We start from the raw sequence: 18,563 nt of genomic DNA, 5'->3' as shown, positions 1-18,563 counted from the left end.
AACCCCCGGGAAATCAGGGGGATATGATGCGGATTCGATCGATCGTGGCGTTGAGCACGGCTTGCATAGTCATTTCCGGTGCCACGGCTCAGACGCCGACGCGGACGGTACAGCAGGATTTCGAGGCGGCGACGTTGCTCGATACCAAGGACGACCGCACGGCATCGCTGGCTGCTTGGCAAAAGCTAGAGACGCGCACCAAGCCCGGATCGAGGACTCGCGGCATCGTTTTGGTCCGCAAAGCGCCGATCCTGTTCTGGTTGGGCCGCGACGACGATGCGCTTGCTGCGGCGCGCGGGGGACTTGCCCTCCTGCAGGCTGCCGACCCGACCCTTGCCGAAGATCGCACGCGCGCATTCCTGGTGATCGGCGAGATCGCGACGCATACCCTCGATTACGCCGGGGCGGTCGCCGCGTTCGAAAGCGCCGAAGCCAGCGCGACGGCGGCGTCCGACAAGCTTGGCGCGATGCTGTCGCTGGTGTCCGCTCAGATATTCGTCGATCCCTCGGCGGCGGCGTCCACGCTGGCGCGTAGCGAGGCTGTGTTCGCGTCAGCCAAGGTCGACGATCAAAGCCGCGCGCTATTCGGGCAACAGCGAACGATCCTGCTGCTCAACACCGGCGATATCAAGGGCGCCCGCGCCAGTGCGTTGCAGACGATCAGGCTGCTCGGCGGGTTGAATACCAACAAGATCACACCGCTGCAGGCGTCTGTCCGTTCGGATACGGCTATCGCGTACCTGCTGTCGGGCGACGCGGAGGAGGCGCGGCGGTACATGGCGTATACGGGCGCGGGCAGGCTCGCCAAGGGATCGTTCGATCCCGCAGCCGAGATGAGTTCGCCGGACTGCGGCGGCGAAGCCGGGCTCAAGCCGCAGGATGTCGCCGTGGTCGACTTTACGATAGCGCCCGACGGAACTGTTTCGCAGGCCACGCCGGTCTATGCCGCCGGGGGCGGTAAGGTAGCGCTGGAATTCGCGCGGGCTGTAAAGGGATGGTCGTGGCCGGCGGATAAGGTCGAGGCGATCCCGCCATTCTTCCGCTACCATGCGCGCGTCGAGATGCGGTGTTCGACGGCGTTCGCACGCCCATCGATCCAGGACGGACTGGACGGCGCACTCGAGCAATGGCTTACCAGCAAGGGAGTCGCGCTGTCGCCGCCATCCCAGGGACCGCAGGCCGCGGCGCTTGGCGCGCAACGTGCCGAACTGGCCGCCGCGATGGCGCAGTCGCCGAACAGCCTGCGGACGCTGGCGGCGATCCACCGGCTCGTGGCCAATCCCACGCTGTCGCGCGAGGACCGCGCGCCGCTCGAGGCGCAGGGGCTGGTCATCGCGACTGCGAACGATGCGCCGGCCGATGTGCGGCTGGCACTCGACCTACCGGCGCGGGTCGATGCCGTTACCGATCGGTGGAAAACCGGGGTCTACGAACGCATCCTGTCCCCGATGACGGCAGAACCGGCCTACGCGAAAGACCCTCAGGCGCGCGCCGCGATCCGATTGCTTCTGGTGGATGGTGTGGGCACCCGGAACGGCAAGTCCGCGAAGAACGACGCGTCGCTCGTCGTGTTGCACCAAGTGGCGGACGACAAGGCGCTGCAAGCCAATGATCCTTTGCGGATTGGCGCGCTCATCCGGATCGCGTCGATCGAGCAGCGCAACGGGCAGGTCGAGGCGGCGCGAGCGGCGTTCGCGTCTACCGGCCTTACGGCGAACCAGTGCGCGATCATGGATGCGCCGCCCAAGATGGTCTCCATGCCAGGCTCCGAAGCGTTCCCGATGGAGGCGCTCCGCTGGGGTTTCGAAGGCTGGACACAGGTCCAGTATGACGTTGGTGCCGATGGAACGGTCATCAACCAGCGTGCGCTGCTGAGCTATCCCCCCTTCATCTTTTCGGAGGCAGGCGCGAAATTCTTCGGCAAGGTGAAATTTGCGAAGACATACCGGCCGGACGGCGGCCTCGGCTGCGGCGCGACGACACAGCGCGTAGGGTTCAAGCTGCCGGGGTAGGCATCGTTCGGGTTCGGAATCTCTGCGTACTGCGTTGTTCTCCCGCGAAGGGGCGAGCCCGGTTTGGTTCCCTGCCTTCGCGGGGAAACAAGCGGGCGTCGCTCGCTTACACCAGCACCTTGTCCGGGCGGCCGACCTCGTCGAGCACGGTCGTCGAATCGATCTCCATCATCGGTTTGATCAGCCCGTCGCGGATGTCGTAGACCCAGCCGTGGAGCAGGACTTCCTGGCCGCGGGCGAACGCGGCCTGGATCGTGGCGGTGCGCGCAAGGCGGACGATCTGGTCCCGGACGTTGACCTCTACCAGGCGGTTGACCTTGGCCTCCTCGCTAGCCTGCGCGTCGATCTCGTCCTGATGCTCGCTCAGCACCTGGCGTGCGGTGGCGAGCCAGTCATGGACCGGCCCTTCCGTGCCGCCGCCGAGCGTCCCCTTGATCCCGCCGCAGCCGTGATGGCCACAGACGATGACGTGCTTCACGCCCAGCACGTCGACAGCATATTGCAGCACCGACATCAGGTTGAGGTCGTCGTCGTTGACGAGGTTGGCGATGTTGCGGTGGATGAACATGCCGCCGGGCTGCGTCATCGTCATCTGTTCGGGGCTGACGCGGCTGTCGGAGCAGCCGATCCAGAGGAATTCGGGCCTCTGCCCGACGGCCTGGCGCGCGAAGAAGTCGGGATTCTCGTCCGTTAGTTCGGCTGCCCAGGCCTTGTTGGCGAGCAGGAGCTGTTTGTAGCGTCTCATGTGTAGGCGACCTCGGTGGAGGGGGCGTTGATCAACTGGGCGCGTTTGCCGGCAACGTCTCCGCGGACGCTGACCGTGATCTCGCGGTAGCCGGCGCCCTTGATGAAGGCGTTGATGATGTCGACGTTGTCGAGATCGACATAGTTGGTCGACGACAGGTCGATCAGCACGGTCGACCCGTCGGGCACGCGATCGAGCGCCTTTTGCAGCTCGTATTTGTGCATGAAGTACAGGTTGCGACGGGCCCGGACCAAGCAGTCGGTGCCGTCGCAGGCGAAGGTGATCGCGGTGCGGAAGTTGCGCGCGATGACGAACACGAAGCCGACGACGATGCCGATCACGATGCCTTCGAGCAGGTCGGTGAACAGGATCGCGACCACCGTGACGACGAACGGGATGAACTGGGTCCAGCCCTGCTTGTAGCGTTCGAGGAAGAGCTTCGGCTTGGTCAGCTTGTAGCCGGTCGCGATCAGCACCGCGGCAAGAGCCGACAGCGGGATCAGGTTGAGCACCGCCGGGATCAGCGCGACGCTGACCAGCAGCCAGAAGCCGTGGAGCATCGTCGACAGCTTGCTCTCGGCCTTGGCGTCGACGTTCGCGGACGAGCGCACGATCACCGAGGTGACGGGCAGGCCGCCGATCAGGCCGGAGATGATGTTGCCACCGCCCTGCGCCATTAGTTCCCAGTTCTTGTCGGTGCGGCGGCGGCGCGGATCGATCTCATCGACCGCCTTTACGCTGAGCAGCGATTCGAGGCTGGCGACGATCGCGAGGGTCAGCGCGGTGGTCCACACCACCGCCATGCCGATGCCGGAGAAGTCGGGCAGCGTGAACAGCGACGGGAAGTCGGCGAGGCTTTGCGTGATCGGCACCTGGACGAGGTGGGTCGGCTGCAGCTGCCAGGCGGGGATGACCGCGCCGAGGATGGCGTTGCCGACGATACCGATCAGAACGACGACGAGCGGGCCGGGGACGAAGCGCAGCGGGCCGTCCTTGGGCCGCGCGCCTTCCCACCAGAACAGGAACACCAGGCTGATGGCAGCGATGATCACCGCGCCGGGGGTCAGGCTTCCGGTCAGGCTGTCCCACACACGCGCGAAAGTGTTGACGCCGTCGGCGGTGGTGAATTCGAAGATCCCCTCGGACTCGGCGTCGTAACCGACCGCGTGCGGGATCTGCTTGAGGATCAGGATCAGGCCGATCGCGGCCAGCATGCCGGTGATAACCGACGACGGCACGAATTCGCTGAGGATGCCGGCGCGGGTGAACGAGAAGGCGAGCTGAAGCACGCCGGCGAGCACGACCGCGAGCAGGAAGATCTGATAGCTCGGCATGCTTTCGATCGCGGCGAGCACGATCACGGTCAGGCCGGCGGCAGGGCCGCTGACCGACAGCGGGGATTTCGAGAACAGCCCGACGGCGATGCCACCGACGATCCCCGAGATGACGCCGGCGAACAACGGTGCGCCCGATGCCAGCGCGACGCCGAGGCACAGCGGCAGCGCGACCAGCGCCACGACGATCGAGGCGGGCAAATCCGCGCGCCAGGTATTGAATTTCGGGATGAGTGTCGGCACCAGGATTCCTGTCACTGAGGTGTCGGCTGGACGGCGCCCGGCAACGGCGTGCGCCATCTAGAATGCCCGCACCGGGCACTGCTCACCCTGGCACATGACAAAAAGTTCATCATTGTTAATCGACGAGGCGTTGCTTCGGTGCGATGAATTGTTGCGGTGCACTGTAATCGGGCGGCGTGGTTGCGTTGTTCGCGGGGAAGCCTATTTCGGACGACTTATGGCACGCCCTACAACACGTTCGTCCGATTGGGGCTTTCCGCGCTGGCGCGGCTATGGCTCGAGCAACGAGGCGGTCACGGTCCGGCTGTGCGATCGACATGGCTGCAACGAACCCGGCAATTGCCCGGCGCCGAAATCGCCGAACAGCCCCGACCGCTGGTATTTCTGCTCTCCGCATGCAGGCGAATACAATCGCGGGTGGAATTATTTCGAGGGCCTGAGCGCCGAGGAAGCCGCCGAGCGCGAGGCCGCGGAAACGCGTACCGCCGACGAATATACCGCGTCGCGTCACAACGCCTGGGCGGGCTCGGGCGACGGCAGCCGGTCGCGAGACGAGATGCGCGCGCTGGAGGTGCTGGAGCTCGAAGTCGACGCGACGTTCGAGGATGTCCGCGCGGCGTGGCGGCGGATGGCGAAGGCGAACCATCCCGACGTGCGGCCCGGCGACAAGGATGCCGCGACGCGCTTCCAGGGCGTGCAGGCGGCGTACGAGGTGTTGCGCTCGGCAGAAGACGCGCGGACCTGGAAACCGGCATGATCCGTCCGGTGCGGGCCGGATGGACCGGCGCCGTGCTGGTGTGCGGCAAATGTTCGAAGAAACTGGACGGCGGGTTCGGCAAGGGCGGACGGCTGTCGCTGGCCAAGGCGTTGCGCAAGGACATGGGGCTGAAGAAGGGTCGCAAGGCGGTGCTCGGCGTGGTCGAGACGAAGTGCCTTGGCGTCTGCCCGAAGAACGCGGTGATGGTGGTGGATGCCGCCCACGCCGATCGCTGGCTGGTGGTCCCGGCGGGGACGGACCTGGCCGAGATCGAAGCGGCGATTCTAGCCTAGCTTGACGTTACGCGGATTGCGTTCCGGTATCCTGTCTGCGCAGGAACACCGAGACGTTTTCAACCGTGCGAAAGGTCACAAAAGTCACGCCCGCGAGCTAGTGTTTACGGGCGCAGGCCGGTCCGTCGGTCGCGCAAGAGTCTAGAGCCGGTCATGAGAAAGACGCAGCGACGCTCGCGCAACATTTCCTACATTGCAATGCCTCAGACGTAGCGCTGCGCGGTCTCGCGGATCAGCGCGATCATGTTGGGGATACCCTGCGTGCGGTTCGAGCTTAGCTGCTTCGCAAGATCGAACGGCGCGAGTTCGGCGGTGATGTCGGTCGCGGCGATCGCTGCGGGCGGCTGGTCCTGCACGGTCTGCAGCACTAGCGCGATGATCCCCTTGGTAATCGCGGCGTTCGAGTCCGCGAGGAAATGCAGCGTGCCGTCGGCAGCGGTGGTCGGGTAGACCCACACCGAGGCCGAACAGCCGCGGACCAGCGTGGCGTCGGTCTTCAGCGCATCGGGCATCGGTTCCAGTTCGCGGCCGAGGTCGATCAGCAGGCGATAGCGGTCGTCGGCTTCGAGGAAGTCGTATTCGTCGTGGATATCGGACAGGCTGGACATGCGCGCGAGGTAGCGGGTCGGGCCGGCACGAACAAGGCTGGGGGACGCGAACGGGGCCGGGTGACGGGGCTCGCCATCCGCGCTAAGGGGCGCGGATGTCCAAACTTCCTGTGGTCGCGATCGTCGGCCGCCCCAATGTCGGCAAGTCGACCCTGTTCAACCGCCTCGTCGGCAAGAAGCTGGCGCTGGTCGACGACCGCCCCGGCGTGACCCGCGACCGTCGCGAGGGCGATGCGTCGCTCGTCGGCCTCGAATTCCGCATCATCGATACCGCTGGGTACGAGGATCACGACGCCCAGACCCTGCCGGGCCGGATGCGCCAGCAGACCGAGGCGGCGGTGGCGTCGGCCGACGTCGCGCTGTTCCTGTTCGACAGCCGGTCGGGGATGATGCCGCTCGACGAGGAGATCGCGCGCTGGCTGCGCGGTGCCGACGTGCCGGTGATCCTGGTCGCCAACAAGGCCGAGGGCAGGGCGGGCGAGCAGGGCATCCTGGAGTCGCTGGCGCTCGGCTTCGGCGATCCGGTCGAGGTTTCGGCGGAGCACGGCGAGGGCATGGGCGACCTGTTCGAGGCGTTGCTGCCGCTACTCGAGGGCAAGGACGAGGTTCCCGAGGAACAGCCCGACAACGAATATGAGGGGCCGCTGAAGCTCGCGATCGTCGGGCGTCCGAACGCGGGCAAGTCGACGCTGGTCAACCGCATCCTCGGCGAGGACCGGATGATCACCGGGCCCGAGGCGGGCATCACGCGCGATTCGATCTCGGTCGATTACGACTGGCAGCCGGCCGGTGGCGAAGCGCGGAAAGTCCGCCTGATCGACACCGCCGGCATGCGCAAGCGCGCCAAGGTGCAGGACAAGCTGGAAAAGATGTCGGTCGAGGACGCGCTGCACGCGGTCGACTTCGCCGAGGTCGTGGTGCTGCTGCTCGATGCGACGCTGGGGCTTGAGGCGCAGGACCTGCGGATCGCCGACAAGGTGCTGCAGGAAGGCCGTGCGCTGGTCATCGCGCTGAACAAATGGGACGTCGCCGAGAATGCCTCGTCGCTGTTCAACGGGGTAAAGCGCGCGCTCGAGGACGGGCTGAGCCAGGTCAAGGGCGTGACCGTGATGACGGTATCGGGCGCCACCGGCAAGGGTATCGACCAGTTGCTGCAGGCGTGTTTCGACACCCGCGACGCGTGGTCGAAGCGGGTCGGTACCGGCGAACTCAACCGCTGGTTCGAGCGCGCGATCGAGGCGACGCCGCCGCCGGCGCCGGGCGGCAAGCGGATCAAGATGCGCTATGTCACGCAGGTCAAGTCGCGGCCGCCAAGCTTCGTGATCTTCGGGACGCGGGTCGACCAGTTGCCGGCAAGCTATGAGCGCTATCTGGTCAATTCGATGCGCAAGGACCTGGGGTTCGGCGCGGTGCCGGTGCGGCTGATGTTCCGTGCGCCGAAGAACCCGTACGACCACGACAAGTAACCGCGATTGCCGGAGTCGATTTCGGCCTCGGTCCGGTTTTTGTTAAAACCGGACACATCGATGGCAACATTGTGTTTACGCAATCTTGCTATCACAGACGCCGGACCTGCGCGTCGTGGGCCGAACGGGAGCAGAGCAGCAGTGGCGTTCGACGGAAGCACTCTCGTGGACTGGCCGACGTTCGCGCGGGCGCGTAGCGAACTGGGCGCGGGCTTCGTCCGCATCCTCGGCTATTTCCGCGAGGACGGGGTCAAGTCGGTCGCGACGATCGAGGCCGCGATGCGTGGCGGCAATGCGGCGGCGATGGTGATCCCGGCGCATACGCTGAAGGGCGAGGCGCGCCAGTTCGGCGCCGAGCCGCTGGCCGATCTGGCCGAGACGATCGAGAATATCGCGCGCGATTGCGTCGAATTGCAGGACACGCCGGAGCTGGCGCTGGAGCATATCGCGCAGTTGCGGAGCGTGTTCGGTGAGACGCTGACGCTGCTGGAGCGCGAAGCGAACCCGCTGGTGGCGCGACGGCCCGCGGCGGGTGGTTTTGGGCGACGGATGGTCTAGTTGGGTCATCCCGGAATCCAGAACTACCAGCGCGGTCGCCCGTAACCCTGGATCCCGGGACAAGCCCGGGATGACGGGAGGTTGTTCAGCCCGGGATGACGGGGGTTATTTCAGATAGGGTGCGGCGCCCGACTGCGGGGCGTCATGCTCCGAGATCGAGTTCAGCTGGATGTAGTTGTGGATCCCCATCCGGGCGATCATCTCGAACTGGCGTTCCAGCGTGTCGACATGCTCTTCCTCGCCGGCCAGGATGCGCGCGAACAGCTCGCGGCTGACGTAATCCTTGACCTCCTCGCAATAGGAGACGGCGTTCTTGAGCTGCTCGACCGCCTCGATCTCGAGCGCGAGATCGGACTTCAGCACTTCCTCGACGGTCTCGCCGATGCGCAGGCGACCCAGAAGCTGGAAGTTCGGCAAGCCATCGAGGAACAGGATGCGCTCCGACAGCATGTCGGCATGCTTCATCTCGTCGATCGATTCCATCCGCTCGAACTGGGCGAGCTTGTAGACGCCCCAATGGTCCAGCATCCGGTAGTGGAGCCAATATTGGTTGACCGCGGTCAGCTCGTTCTTGAGCGCCTCGTTCAGATATTCGATAACCTGGGGATCGCCCTGCATTGCCATGTCTCCGTACCTTTGGCCGTGTCTTAACGGCGCGGGTCGGGCAGCGGCAACTTAAAAATGGCGGATTTGTGCGGGTTTCAGGCCTTGCGAATGCTACGCAGCCGCGCGCTCGTCGGCGATTATCGCGCGGGCGACCGACACGCACTGACCGCATTTGGGCTGGCGGCCGAGCGAACGGAACGCCTGGCAGGGTGTCGTGCAGCCACCGCGCGCGCAGCTGCGGACATCGGATTCTCGTATGGCATTGCAAACGCAGACGACCATGGAAGCTCCCTCGCTATGAAGCGGGGAATAGGGCTAATGCGAACCAGTCGCAAGCCCTTTTGCGCATGGTTCGCAATATTAGCCTTGTTCCGCCTGCGGATTACGCGAGGGCGGCGTCGGCTCCCATCAGTTTCGGGAAGAAGCCCTCGTGCGCTGCACGCAGATCGTCGAGCTTCACCGCGAAATCCGCGTCGGGAAGCTCGAAGATCAGCCGCGTGCCGCCGGTCCGGCCGAGCGGTTCGGCAAGTACGCCGGCGCCGTGCGCCTCGGTCAGGAAGTCGAGCAGCGCGTGGTCGTGGACCGTGACGATGTAGACGCCCTGGTCCTCGGCGAAGAACGCGCGCGGGGCGTCGAACGGCAGCGGGCGGTTGATCATCGCACCGATGTTGCCGGCCAGCGCCATTTCCGCGAGCGTGACCGCGACGCCGCCGTCGGAGACGTCGTGGACCGCGCTGAGCTTGCCGTCGGTGATCGACGCGCGGATGAAGTCGCCGGTGCGGCGCTCGGCCGCCAGATCGACCGGCGGCGGCGGGCCGGCATCGATGCCTTCGCGGCCCTGGCATTCGCGCAGCCACAGCGACTGGCCGAGATGCCCGGTGCGGGTGCCGACGATCATGATCACGTCGCCGGGATCCTTGAAGGCGACCGTCATGTTCTTCTGCCAGTCGGCGAGCAGGCCGATCGCGCCGATCGCCGGCGTCGGCAGAATCGCGCTGCCGCCGCCGGTCGCCTTGGATTCATTGTAGAGGCTGACGTTGCCCGACACGATCGGGAAGTCGAGCGCAATGCACGCCTGGCTCATGCCGTCGAGGCAGCCGACGATCTGGCCCATGATCTCCGGGCGCTGCGGGTTGGCGAAGTTGAGGCAGTTCGTCACTGCAAGCGGAGTCGACCCGACTGCGGTGAGGTTGCGCCACGCCTCTACGACCGCCTGCTTGCCGCCCTCGACCGGGTCGGCGTAGCAATAGCGCGGGGTGCAGTCGGTGGTCATCGCCAGCGCCTTGTCGGTGCCGTGGACGCGGACGACCGCGGCGTCGCCACCCGGACGCTGGACGGTGTCGCCACCGACCATATGGTCGTACTGCTCCCAGATCCAGCGACGGCTGGCGATGTCGGGCGAACCCATCAGCTTGAGCAGGTCGGCGGCGAGATCGGTGCTGGTCGGCACGTTGGTCAGCGGCGCGGGCGCGGGGGTCGGAACGTGCGGGCGGTCGTAGAGCGGGGCGTCGTCCGCGAGCGGGCCGAGCGGGATGTCGCAGACCGTCTGTCCCTCGAACTTCAGGACCATCCGGCCGGTATCGGTGACGTGGCCGATGACCGCAAAATCGAGCGCCCATTTGCGGAAGATCGCTTCGGCCTCGGCTTCGCGGCCGGGCTTCAGAACCATCAGCATGCGCTCCTGGCTTTCGCTGAGCATCATCTCGTACGGCGTCATGCCGGTCTCGCGCTGCGGCACATCGTCCATGATCAGCTCGATCCCGACGCCGCCCTTCGACGCCATCTCGACCGCGGACGAGGTCAGGCCCGCCGCACCCATGTCCTGGATCGCGACGATCATGTCGGTCGCCATCAGTTCGAGGCACGCCTCGATCAGCAGCTTCTCGGTGAACGGGTCGCCGACCTGCACGGTCGGGCGCTTGGCGTCGGAATCCTCGCCGAAGTCCGCGCTCGCCATGGTCGCGCCGTGGATCCCGTCGCGCCCCGTCTTGGACCCGACATAGACGATCGAGTTGCCGAGGCCGGAGGCGGCGGAATAGAAGATTTTGTCCTGGTCCGCGACGCCGACGGTCATTGCGTTGACGAGGATGTTGCCGTCGTACGCGGGGTGGAAATTGACTTCGCCGCCGACCGTGGGGACGCCGACGCAATTGCCGTAGCCGCCGATGCCGTGGACGACGCCGGCGATCAGGTGGCGCATCTTGGGATGGTCGGGCGACCCGAAGCGCAGCGCGTTGAGGTTGGCGATCGGTCGCGCGCCCATCGTGAAGACGTCGCGGAGGATGCCGCCGACCCCGGTCGCCGCGCCCTGATAGGGTTCGATGTACGACGGGTGGTTGTGGCTCTCCATCTTGAAGATCGCCGCCTGACCGTCGCCGATGTCGACCACGCCGGCATTCTCGCCAGGGCCGCAGATGACGCGTTCGCCCTTGGTGGGCAGCTTCATCAGGTGGATCTTGCTCGATTTGTAGCTGCAATGCTCGGACCACATCACCGAGAAGATGCCGAGCTCGACGAGGTTGGGCTCGCGGCCGAGCGCGGCGAGCACGCGCTCGTATTCGTCGGGGGACAAGCCGTGGTCGGCGACGATCTGGGGCGTGATGGCGGTCATGCCCGCGCTTTAGCGGGGCAGGCGCTGCTAGGCCAGCATCTCCGAGTCAACGCCCGGTCACCGGACCGGGCGTTGGCGGGCAGCGTTGGCGGGACGGGCCGGCGTTACTGCTTGCGGCCGATGGTCAGGCCTCGCTCTGCCCAGTCGCTGCTGGTCTTGCACTGTTCGAGGACCAGCCGACTTCCGGTGCTCGGCGAAGCCTGGCGGTCGAGTACGCAATAGCGGTCGCGCTTGGCGTCGTAGCGGACCGCATACCGGGACGCGGGTGCCTTTGCCGGCGCTGCGAGCGCGACATCGGCGGCGGGCGCTGCGGGGACGGTACCGGCGGTGAGGGTGGCGGCGGCGAGCAGGGCGGCGATCGTGATCATGGCATTCTCCTGGGATGGCGCAGGCTTCGGCGCCCACTCCCCAACCAATGCATGAGCCGTGCCAGTGTTCTAACACACCATAACGCAAGGATTTATGGGATTGGCCTGGCTTTCTGCGCGCCAACGCTTGGCGTTGGGCGCCAACCCGTGGGATTTTAGCGGCGTTCGATGGTGGCGAACGTCATCTCGCGGCGGGTCCGGAAGCCGAGGCTTTCGTACAGCGCAATCGCTCCGGTATTGGTGACGTAGCTGGTCAGGAACGGCACTTCGCCCCGTCTGTGTATCCCGGCGACGAGGTGCCGCGTGAGCGCTGCGCCGAAACCCCGGCCGCGATAGTCGGGATGCGTGCAGATCGCGCTGACCTCCACGAAGCCGGGCAGCGACAGACGGGTGCCCGCCATCGCCACCAGCACGCCGTTGCGACGCACGCCGACATAGCCGCCTAGGCGGTGCGTTCCCGCGAAGAAGGGGCCCGGTCGCGTCAGCGTCGCCAGCGCCAGCATGTCGGGGGCATCGGCGTCGGTGAGCGACAGGATGTCGGGCAGGGTCGGACCGGCGGCCGCTTCGGTCGCGATCATCTGTGCCAGTTGATACGCGCCGGTCGCATGGAACGCATCGGGCAGCGGCCAGGCATCGGTCTCGATCATGCCGACGGTCTCGCCGGGCGTGACCAGTTCCGCAAGATCGTCGAAGCTTGCGGCGCTGCGATCCTCGATGGCGACGAACAACCCGATACTCGGGTCAATCCGCCGCGCGCGACCGGTGCCGACCGCCAAGTCGGCGCGACGGGTCGTCAGGGCGGTCCAGACCGCGCGATCGAGGGGGTGCGTCATCTCCGCAGTCTAGCCGCGGCGGCAACGCACGCCGCCCCGCGACTTCCGTTCAACCGTACGGCGGTTGGGTGTAGCCTGCGGGGCTAAGCGTGAAGATCTCGCAGCCGTCTTCGGTGATGCCGATCGAATGTTCGAACTGCGCGGACAGCGAGCGATCGCGGGTCACGGCGGTCCAGCCGTCGTCGAGCAGCTTCACGTCGGGCCGGCCGATGTTGATCATCGGTTCGATCGTGAAGATCATCCCCGGGCGGAGTTCGGGACCGGTGCCGGGCTTGCCGACATGGACGACTTCGGGTGCGTCGTGGAACAGGCGGCCGACGCCGTGACCGCAGAAATCGCGGACCACGCCGTAGCGGTGCTTCTCGGCATGGCGCTGGATCGCGTTGGCGACGTCGCCCATGGTGTTGCCGGGCTTCGCCTGCTCGATGCCGAGCATCAGGCACTCGTACGTGACCTCGACGAGGCGCCGCGCCTTGATCGGGACGTCGCCGACCAGATACATCCGGCTCGAATCGCCATGCCAGCCATCGAGCAGCGGGGTGACGTCGACGTTGACGATATCGCCCGACTTCAGCGTCTTGTCCGACGGGATGCCGTGGCAGACGACGTGATTGATCGAGATGCAGACGCTGTGCGTATAGCCGCGATAGCCGAGCGTGGCCGGCACGCCGCCGCGGGCGGTGATGAAGTCGTAGATCAGCCGGTCGATCTCGGCGGTGGTGACGCCGGGGACCATATGCGGCACGATCATGTCGAGCGTTTCGGCGGCGAGCCGCCCCGCCTCGTGCATGCCGTCGAACGCCGCGCGTCCGTGGAGCTTGATGGCGCCGGTGCGCGCCTCGGGGGCGTCGGAGGTGACGGTCACGTATTCGGTCATCCCGGCGATATAGCGTGGCGCGGCGGATTTTGCGAGACTATGTCCGCGTCATGACCAAGGACGCCATCGCAGACCGCATCTGGACCGCCGCCCTCGTGGTGATCGGCGACGAGATCCTGTCGGGCCGCACGCAGGACAAGAACGTCGCGCAGATCGCCGCGTGGCTCAACGTGCAGGGCATCCGGCTCGCCGAGGTCCGCGTGGTATCGGACAAGACCGAGGCGATCGTCGAGGCGGTCAACACCCTGCGCGCACGCAACGACTATCTGTTCACGACCGGCGGGATCGGGCCGACGCACGACGACATCACCGTGGATGCGATCGCCGAGGCGCTGGGCGTCGCGGTCGAACTGCATCCGCAGGCGGTGGCGGTGCTGGAGCAATATTATGCGACCCGCGGCGGGCTGACCGAGGTGCGGGCGCGGATGGCGCGGGTGCCGGCGGGGGCGGACCTGATCGTCAACAAGGTGTCGGGCGCACCGGGCATCCATGTCGGCAACATCTTCATCATGGCGGGCGTGCCGCATATCACCGCGGGCATGCTCGATGCGCTGACCGGTACGCTGGAGGGTGGCCGCCCGGTGGTGTCGAAGACGATCGGGTGCTGGGTCGCCGAAAGCGAGGTCGCCGACGTGTTGCGTGATGCCGAGAAGGCGCATGAGGGCGTTGCGATCGGGAGCTACCCGTTCTTTCGCGATGGGCGGACCGGGGCGAACTTCGTGGTGCGGAGTCCGGACGAGGCGCTGGTGGATGGGTGTTTGGTGGATTTGACGGCGGCGCTGGAGACGGCTGGGTATGCGGTGGTGGCGGAGGGGATTTAGGCCTTCTTCCGAGCTACCCTTTCGTCAGGATGACGGTGGTGGTTGTTGCGGGGTCACCATCCGGCCCCGTGCCGACAGGCTGCGGAACGTGATCGACCAGCGTGGTGCGTCCATCGGCGCGACGCTGTGTTCCCAGTCGTGGCGCGCTTCGCCGGTCAGGTGATAGGCGGACCGCGGCACCAGCGGCAGCGTCGCGCGGTCGAAGCCGGTCTCGCGGCGCCTGCGCAGCCGCAACGTCGCCGGTGACCCGAGCGAGATGCCGACGACATGCTCGAACTGCGGACGGTCGCGGTGCCAGCCGATGCCGGCGCCGGGATCGTAGCGGATCAGCAGCGCCTGTTCGAGCGCGTCGGGGTCGAGCCCGGCAAACGCCGCAGCCCGCGCGCGGACCGGCAGCAGGACCTCCGGGACCGGTGCGCCGCGAGCCATCGTGCCGCGCTCGAAATCATAGCTCCAGCCGAAGCTGGTGGTCAGCCGCTTGCCGAGCCAGCCCTGGAAGCGGAACGGCGTCGGCTCGGTCGCATCGATCGCCGCGATCAGCGCGGCTTCTTCGGCAACGTCGATGATGTCGGCGCGCGTTGCGACATGCGGTCCGGATGGGGCTTCGAAGAAGTCAGGCTGCATGACCGTCAGGCCGCGGCGCGCGCACCGGCGGCGCTCAGCGCGCGTTCGACATGCGGCAGGATGCGACGGGCGACCTCTGCAATCGCGGCGGCGTTCGGGTGGATGCCGTCGGCCAGCGTCAGTTCGCGCCGTCCGACGACGCCGTCGAGGAAGAACGGATAGAGCGGGACGCCGTGGCGCGCGGCCAGATCGGGATGGATCGCGTTGAACGGCGCCGCGGCGGCACCCAGGAATGGCGGCGCGCGCATGCCCGCCAGCAGCACCGGGATCCCGCTATCGGCGAAGGTGACGAGCATGGCGTCGAGGTTCTGCCGCGTGCGCGCCGGGTCCAGCCCCTGCAGGAAGTCGTTGGCGCCGAGTTCGAGGATCGCGAGGTCGGGACGCTGGCGCAAGGCCGACAACAGTCGCGGCAACCGAGCGCGGCCCGACGTCGTGGTATCGCCCGACACGCCGGCATTCTGTACGACGGCATCGGGCTGCCGCGCCCGCAGCAAGCTCTGCAGCCGCACGGGAAAGGCATCGTCGCGCGCCAGGCCATAGCCCGCGGTGAGGCTGTCCCCGAAGGCGAGGACGAAGGGACGCTGAACGGGCATGAATTCTCCTGGATAGGGGTGAGATATGGGTAAATTCGCCGTCGTTTCCAGTTGGATACTATTCCCCTGTTTTCGGGTCGCGCCGGCCCGCCGTTCAGCCTAGAGCGAGGTGTATCGTGCGAAGAGGCCGATCGAACGCGCTACAGGAGCGACATGCACACCATCATTTCGACGCGGACCATTCTGGCAGGCGGTGTCGCCGCACTGGCGCTGCCGTTCGCGGCGCCGTTCCCGGCGCACGCCGCCCAGACGACGCCCGCAAAGCCTACCGTATCGAAGATCGCGCCGCCGACGCTGGCGCGACCGATGCTGGCGCCCCCCATCCAGACGCAGACCGCGGCGACCCCGCAGGTCGCCGCGCCGATCCTGACCCCGGCCGTCGCGCTGCCGAAGCTGACCGATGCGCAGGCCACTCAGCTCGCGACGCTGCTCGAAGCCGACGTGACGGGGCAGGGGCTGGCCGCGCTGCCGCCGACGCCCGTGACTGGCGCCGATGGCACCCGGCTGATCCGCCAGGCGCTCGACCACGCCCGCGCGGTCCATGCCGGAAGGCTGGAGACGGTCGATTTCCAGGAGGATTGGGGCCTGCGTCCGCCGGCCTATGATCCGTTGCCGGGCTTTGCCGCCGCGGTGCGCGCGGATCGGATCGCGGCGTGGTTCGCATCGCTGCCGCCGCCTTACGCTGGCTATGACGGGCTGAAGGCCGGTCTGGCGCGCTATCGTGCGCTGGCGACATCGGGCGGCTGGGGCACGATCGCGGCCGGGCCGGACATGAACATCGGCACGAGCGGCCCGCGCGTGATCGCGTTGCGCAAGCGCCTCGCAGTCGAGGATCGCGATACCAACGTCAGCGGCGACAGCTACGACGTCGGTCTGGTCGACGCGGTACGGCGCGCGCAGCGTCGCTATGGCCTCAACCCCAGCGGCATCGTTTCCACGCAGACGCTCGCCGCGCTCAACGTGCCCGCCGAGGCGCGAGTCCGCCAGATCATGGCGAACATGGAGCGCTGGCGCTGGTTGCCGCAGGTGATGCCGAGCGACCGCATCCAGGTGAACATCGCCGCGGCGGTGCTGACGCTGTTCGACGGCGACAAGCCGATCCAGTCGATGCGCGCGGTCACCGGGCGACCGGGCGACGAGACGCCGATGCTGTCGTCGACGATCCACAGCATCGTCATCAATCCGCCGTGGAACGTCCCGACCTCGATCGCGACCAAGGAGTTGTGGCCCAAGGAAAAGCGCAATCCGGGCTATCTGAAGCGCGCCGGGTTCAAGGTGATCGACGGCACGCGGCTGCAGCAGCAGGCCGGCGACCAGAGCGCGCTCGGGCGGTTCAAGTTCGACTTCGCCAACCCCTATTCGGTGTATCTGCACGACACGCCGTCGCGCGCGAAGTTCGCCAGCTTCGACCGATTGGCGAGCCATGGCTGCGTGCGGCTGGAAAAGCCGGGCGAACTGGCGGAGACGCTGCTGTCGGGCGACCCCGCCTGGACGGCCGAGACGATCGCGGCGACGATCGAAAAGGGCGACACGGTGCGCGCGAAACTGGTCAAGCCGGTCGCGGTGTACCTGCTCTACTGGACCGCGTTCGCGAGCGGCAACGGGCAGATGAATTTCCGCAACGATCCCTATGACTGGGATGGCAAGCTGGCCGCGAAGATCGAGGCGCGTACGGCGCGCCAGACCCAGATCGCGCAGACTTTGGCAGCACGGTAAGGACACGCCATGAAGACCATTCCCCTTATCGCATCCGGCCTGTTCGCGCTGAGCGTGCTCGCCGGCTGTTCGCGGTCCGAGCCGGACGAGGCGCCGCCGGTCGAGAATTCCGTGACCGAGGAGGCGCCGCCGGTCCGCGAGGAGGCGCCCGCGCCGGCACCGGTCGCGCCGGCGCCGGTCGAACCTGCACCGGTGGAGGCGAGCAACGTCGTCGCGCCGCCGCCGGCCAAGGAGATCGCGCCCGACGAGCAGATGATCGACGATGCCGACGCCACCGGATTGACCGCACGGGCGAATCGGGAAGCGCCGGTGACCGAGGCACCTGTGGCGAACGAGACGGAAGAGAAGTGAAGCGCTTGGTCGGCGGGGCGCTCGTCTGCGCCGCTTTGCTAGCGACGGCACCCGCCGCGCAGGCCGCGGTGGCGGTCCGCCCGGTCTCGGCGATCCTGATCGACGCCGAGGATGGCCGCGTGCTGTATGCGCGCGACGCCACGCTGGTGCGGCGACCGGCCTCGCTGACCAAGATGATGACGCTGTTCCTGGCGTTCGACGCGCTCGACGCGCACACGCTGAAGCTGACCGACCGGGTACCGGTGTCGCGTCATGCCGCCGCCCAGCGGCCATCGCGGCTGGGACTGAAGCCGGGGACGTCGCTGAGCGTGGACGAGGCGATCCGCGCGATCGCGGTCAATTCGTCGAATGACATCGCCGTGGCGCTCGCCGAGAAGCTTGGCGGTACCGAATCGGAGTTCGCCGAGCGAATGACGCGCAAGGCGCGTGCGCTCGGGATGCGAGAGACCGCGTTCCAGAACGTCACCGGGCTGCCAGGGTCGAATACCACCACCGCCAAGGACATGGCGGTGCTGTCGATGGCGCTACTCGACCAGCATCCGCTGCGCTACGCCTATTTCGGCACGCGCAGCTTCCAGTGGAAGACGCGGCGGATGCAGAACCACAACCACCTGCTCGGTAATTTCGTCGGTCTCGACGGGATCAAGACCGGCTATACCGTTGAGGCCGGGTATAACCTGGCGGCGTCGGCGCGGCGCGGCGGGCGGCGGCTGATCGCGGTGGTGCTCGGCGAACGCACCGTCCAGGCCCGCGACTTACGCGTGGCGCAGATGTTGGCGGACGGGTTCGCCGGGCTGGCGATCGGGTCCTAACCGGCGAGATAGCGTTCGAGGTCGTCGCTGCCGCCGATCTGTTCGCCGTCGATGAAGATCAGCGGGGTGGTGGCGATGCCGTGCTCGGCCTTGAACGCATCCACCTCTTCGCGCGAGCGGAGGATCTGATCGTCGACTGCGAAACCTTCGGCCTGCAACAGCTGCTTGGCGCGGACGCCGAACGGGCAGATATGGTCGGGCAGCACCATGCGGTACAGCGTCGCGGTCCGGGCCTCGGTCATCGTCGTGTCCTTTTGAAATCTGCTGCTACAGCGCGGGACCGGGCCGGACGTTCCCGGTGGCCATGACGCGAACTGCACGTTGACGAGGGCGTG

At 66.9% G+C, this 18,563-nt stretch carries 21 protein-coding genes; 9 read left to right on the top strand and 12 right to left on the bottom strand.

Going from position 1 to position 18,563, the window contains the following annotated elements:
* Nucleotides 1-26: 26 nt before the first annotated feature.
* Nucleotides 27-2,012: a hypothetical protein gene (locus SJY20_RS12045; protein ID WP_380787165.1), complete on the top strand. Its 1,986-nt coding sequence runs from the start codon at nt 27-29 to the stop codon at nt 2,010-2,012.
* Nucleotides 2,013-2,118: 106 nt separating this feature from the next.
* Here the strand turns inward: SJY20_RS12045 and SJY20_RS12040 are convergent, their stop codons facing one another.
* Together SJY20_RS12040 and SJY20_RS12035 are read right to left on the bottom strand one after the other, a co-directional pair.
* Nucleotides 2,119-2,757 carry a carbonic anhydrase gene (locus SJY20_RS12040; protein ID WP_380787164.1) on the bottom strand — a complete coding sequence of 213 codons (639 nt, stop codon included), beginning with the start codon at nt 2,755-2,757 and terminating at the stop codon, nt 2,119-2,121.
* Nucleotides 2,754-4,334 (bottom strand): SulP family inorganic anion transporter, encoded by a 1,581-nt coding sequence (locus tag SJY20_RS12035; RefSeq protein ID WP_380787163.1) that lies wholly within the window; start codon nt 4,332-4,334, stop codon nt 2,754-2,756. Before SJY20_RS12035 ends, SJY20_RS12040 begins: the two co-directional genes overlap by 4 nt.
* A 217-nt stretch (nt 4,335-4,551) precedes the next feature.
* Between SJY20_RS12035 and SJY20_RS12030 the strand changes: the two genes are divergently transcribed.
* Both SJY20_RS12030 and SJY20_RS12025 read left to right on the top strand, forming a co-directional pair.
* Nucleotides 4,552-5,091: a J domain-containing protein gene (locus SJY20_RS12030; RefSeq protein ID WP_380787162.1), complete on the top strand. Its 540-nt coding sequence runs from the start codon at nt 4,552-4,554 to the stop codon at nt 5,089-5,091.
* Nucleotides 5,088-5,384, top strand: coding sequence for a (2Fe-2S) ferredoxin domain-containing protein (locus SJY20_RS12025; protein ID WP_380787161.1), 297 nt, complete (start codon nt 5,088-5,090; stop codon nt 5,382-5,384). The genes SJY20_RS12030 and SJY20_RS12025 overlap by 4 nt, the downstream gene beginning before the upstream one ends.
* Nucleotides 5,385-5,587: 203 nt before the next feature.
* Here SJY20_RS12025 and SJY20_RS12020 read toward each other — a convergent pair whose 3' ends face one another.
* A complete protein-coding gene (locus tag SJY20_RS12020; protein WP_380787159.1) occupies nt 5,588-5,992 on the bottom strand; it encodes a SufE family protein in 405 nt (134 codons plus the stop codon).
* Nucleotides 5,993-6,087: 95 nt separating this feature from the next.
* Between SJY20_RS12020 and der the strand changes: the two genes are divergently transcribed.
* Nucleotides 6,088-7,458 carry a ribosome biogenesis GTPase Der gene (der, locus tag SJY20_RS12015; RefSeq protein ID WP_380787158.1) on the top strand — a complete coding sequence of 457 codons (1,371 nt, stop codon included), beginning with the start codon at nt 6,088-6,090 and terminating at the stop codon, nt 7,456-7,458.
* 141 nt (nt 7,459-7,599) lie between these two features.
* Complete coding sequence (locus SJY20_RS12010) at nt 7,600-8,016, top strand: Hpt domain-containing protein (protein ID WP_380787157.1); 417 nt, start codon at nt 7,600-7,602, stop codon at nt 8,014-8,016.
* 105 nt (nt 8,017-8,121) lie between these two features.
* Here SJY20_RS12010 and bfr read toward each other — a convergent pair whose 3' ends face one another.
* The 6 genes from bfr to map form a co-directional block, all read right to left on the bottom strand.
* Nucleotides 8,122-8,634: a bacterioferritin gene (bfr, locus tag SJY20_RS12005; protein ID WP_380787155.1), complete on the bottom strand. Its 513-nt coding sequence runs from the start codon at nt 8,632-8,634 to the stop codon at nt 8,122-8,124.
* Nucleotides 8,635-8,733: 99 nt separating this feature from the next.
* The gene (locus tag SJY20_RS12000; protein WP_380787154.1) at nt 8,734-8,904 is read right to left on the bottom strand and encodes a bacterioferritin-associated ferredoxin; all 171 of its coding nucleotides are present in this window, start codon (nt 8,902-8,904) and stop codon (nt 8,734-8,736) included.
* Nucleotides 8,905-9,004: 100 nt separating this feature from the next.
* Nucleotides 9,005-11,233 (bottom strand): phosphoribosylformylglycinamidine synthase subunit PurL, encoded by a 2,229-nt coding sequence (gene purL, locus SJY20_RS11995; protein WP_380787153.1) that lies wholly within the window; start codon nt 11,231-11,233, stop codon nt 9,005-9,007.
* Between the two features lie 104 nt (nt 11,234-11,337).
* A complete protein-coding gene (locus tag SJY20_RS11990; RefSeq protein WP_380787152.1) occupies nt 11,338-11,601 on the bottom strand; it encodes a hypothetical protein in 264 nt (87 codons plus the stop codon).
* Nucleotides 11,602-11,756: 155 nt separating this feature from the next.
* Nucleotides 11,757-12,434, bottom strand: coding sequence for a GNAT family N-acetyltransferase (locus tag SJY20_RS11985; protein WP_380787150.1), 678 nt, complete (start codon nt 12,432-12,434; stop codon nt 11,757-11,759).
* A 49-nt stretch (nt 12,435-12,483) separates the two neighbouring features.
* Nucleotides 12,484-13,311 (bottom strand): type I methionyl aminopeptidase, encoded by an 828-nt coding sequence (gene map / locus SJY20_RS11980; protein ID WP_380787149.1) that lies wholly within the window; start codon nt 13,309-13,311, stop codon nt 12,484-12,486.
* A 50-nt stretch (nt 13,312-13,361) separates the two neighbouring features.
* Between map and SJY20_RS11975 the strand changes: the two genes are divergently transcribed.
* A complete protein-coding gene (locus SJY20_RS11975; RefSeq protein ID WP_380787147.1) occupies nt 13,362-14,132 on the top strand; it encodes a competence/damage-inducible protein A in 771 nt (256 codons plus the stop codon).
* A gap of 24 nt (nt 14,133-14,156) precedes the next feature.
* Here SJY20_RS11975 and SJY20_RS11970 read toward each other — a convergent pair whose 3' ends face one another.
* Nucleotides 14,157-14,756, bottom strand: a complete 600-nt coding sequence (locus SJY20_RS11970; protein ID WP_380787146.1) for an alpha-ketoglutarate-dependent dioxygenase AlkB — start codon at nt 14,754-14,756, stop codon at nt 14,157-14,159.
* A gap of 5 nt (nt 14,757-14,761) precedes the next feature.
* Nucleotides 14,762-15,349, bottom strand: a complete 588-nt coding sequence (locus SJY20_RS11965; protein WP_380787145.1) for an arylesterase — start codon at nt 15,347-15,349, stop codon at nt 14,762-14,764.
* A 153-nt stretch (nt 15,350-15,502) separates the two neighbouring features.
* On the opposite strand from SJY20_RS11965, the gene SJY20_RS11960 reads away from it, so the two are divergent.
* From SJY20_RS11960 to SJY20_RS11950, 3 genes are read left to right on the top strand one after another with little or no spacing between them, the layout of a single operon-like run.
* Nucleotides 15,503-17,065, top strand: coding sequence for a murein L,D-transpeptidase (locus SJY20_RS11960; RefSeq protein WP_380787144.1), 1,563 nt, complete (start codon nt 15,503-15,505; stop codon nt 17,063-17,065).
* Nucleotides 17,066-17,074: 9 nt separating this feature from the next.
* Entirely contained in the window at nt 17,075-17,416 is a 342-nt protein-coding gene (locus SJY20_RS11955; RefSeq protein ID WP_380787143.1) for a hypothetical protein, read from the top strand.
* Entirely contained in the window at nt 17,413-18,228 is an 816-nt protein-coding gene (locus tag SJY20_RS11950; RefSeq protein WP_380787142.1) for a D-alanyl-D-alanine carboxypeptidase family protein, read from the top strand. Before SJY20_RS11955 ends, SJY20_RS11950 begins: the two co-directional genes overlap by 4 nt.
* On the opposite strand, the gene SJY20_RS11945 is transcribed toward SJY20_RS11950, so the two are convergent.
* Nucleotides 18,225-18,470 (bottom strand): glutaredoxin domain-containing protein, encoded by a 246-nt coding sequence (locus SJY20_RS11945; protein WP_380787141.1) that lies wholly within the window; start codon nt 18,468-18,470, stop codon nt 18,225-18,227. The genes SJY20_RS11950 and SJY20_RS11945 overlap by 4 nt on opposite strands.
* Nucleotides 18,471-18,563 lie beyond the last annotated feature (93 nt).

The sequence above is a fragment of the Sphingomonas sp. R86521 genome (genome assembly GCF_042466235.1).
GTDB lineage: Bacteria > Pseudomonadota > Alphaproteobacteria > Sphingomonadales > Sphingomonadaceae > Sphingomonas.
Note: the sequence above shows the minus strand (reverse complement) of the source record. Positions and strands in the feature narration are given on the sequence as shown.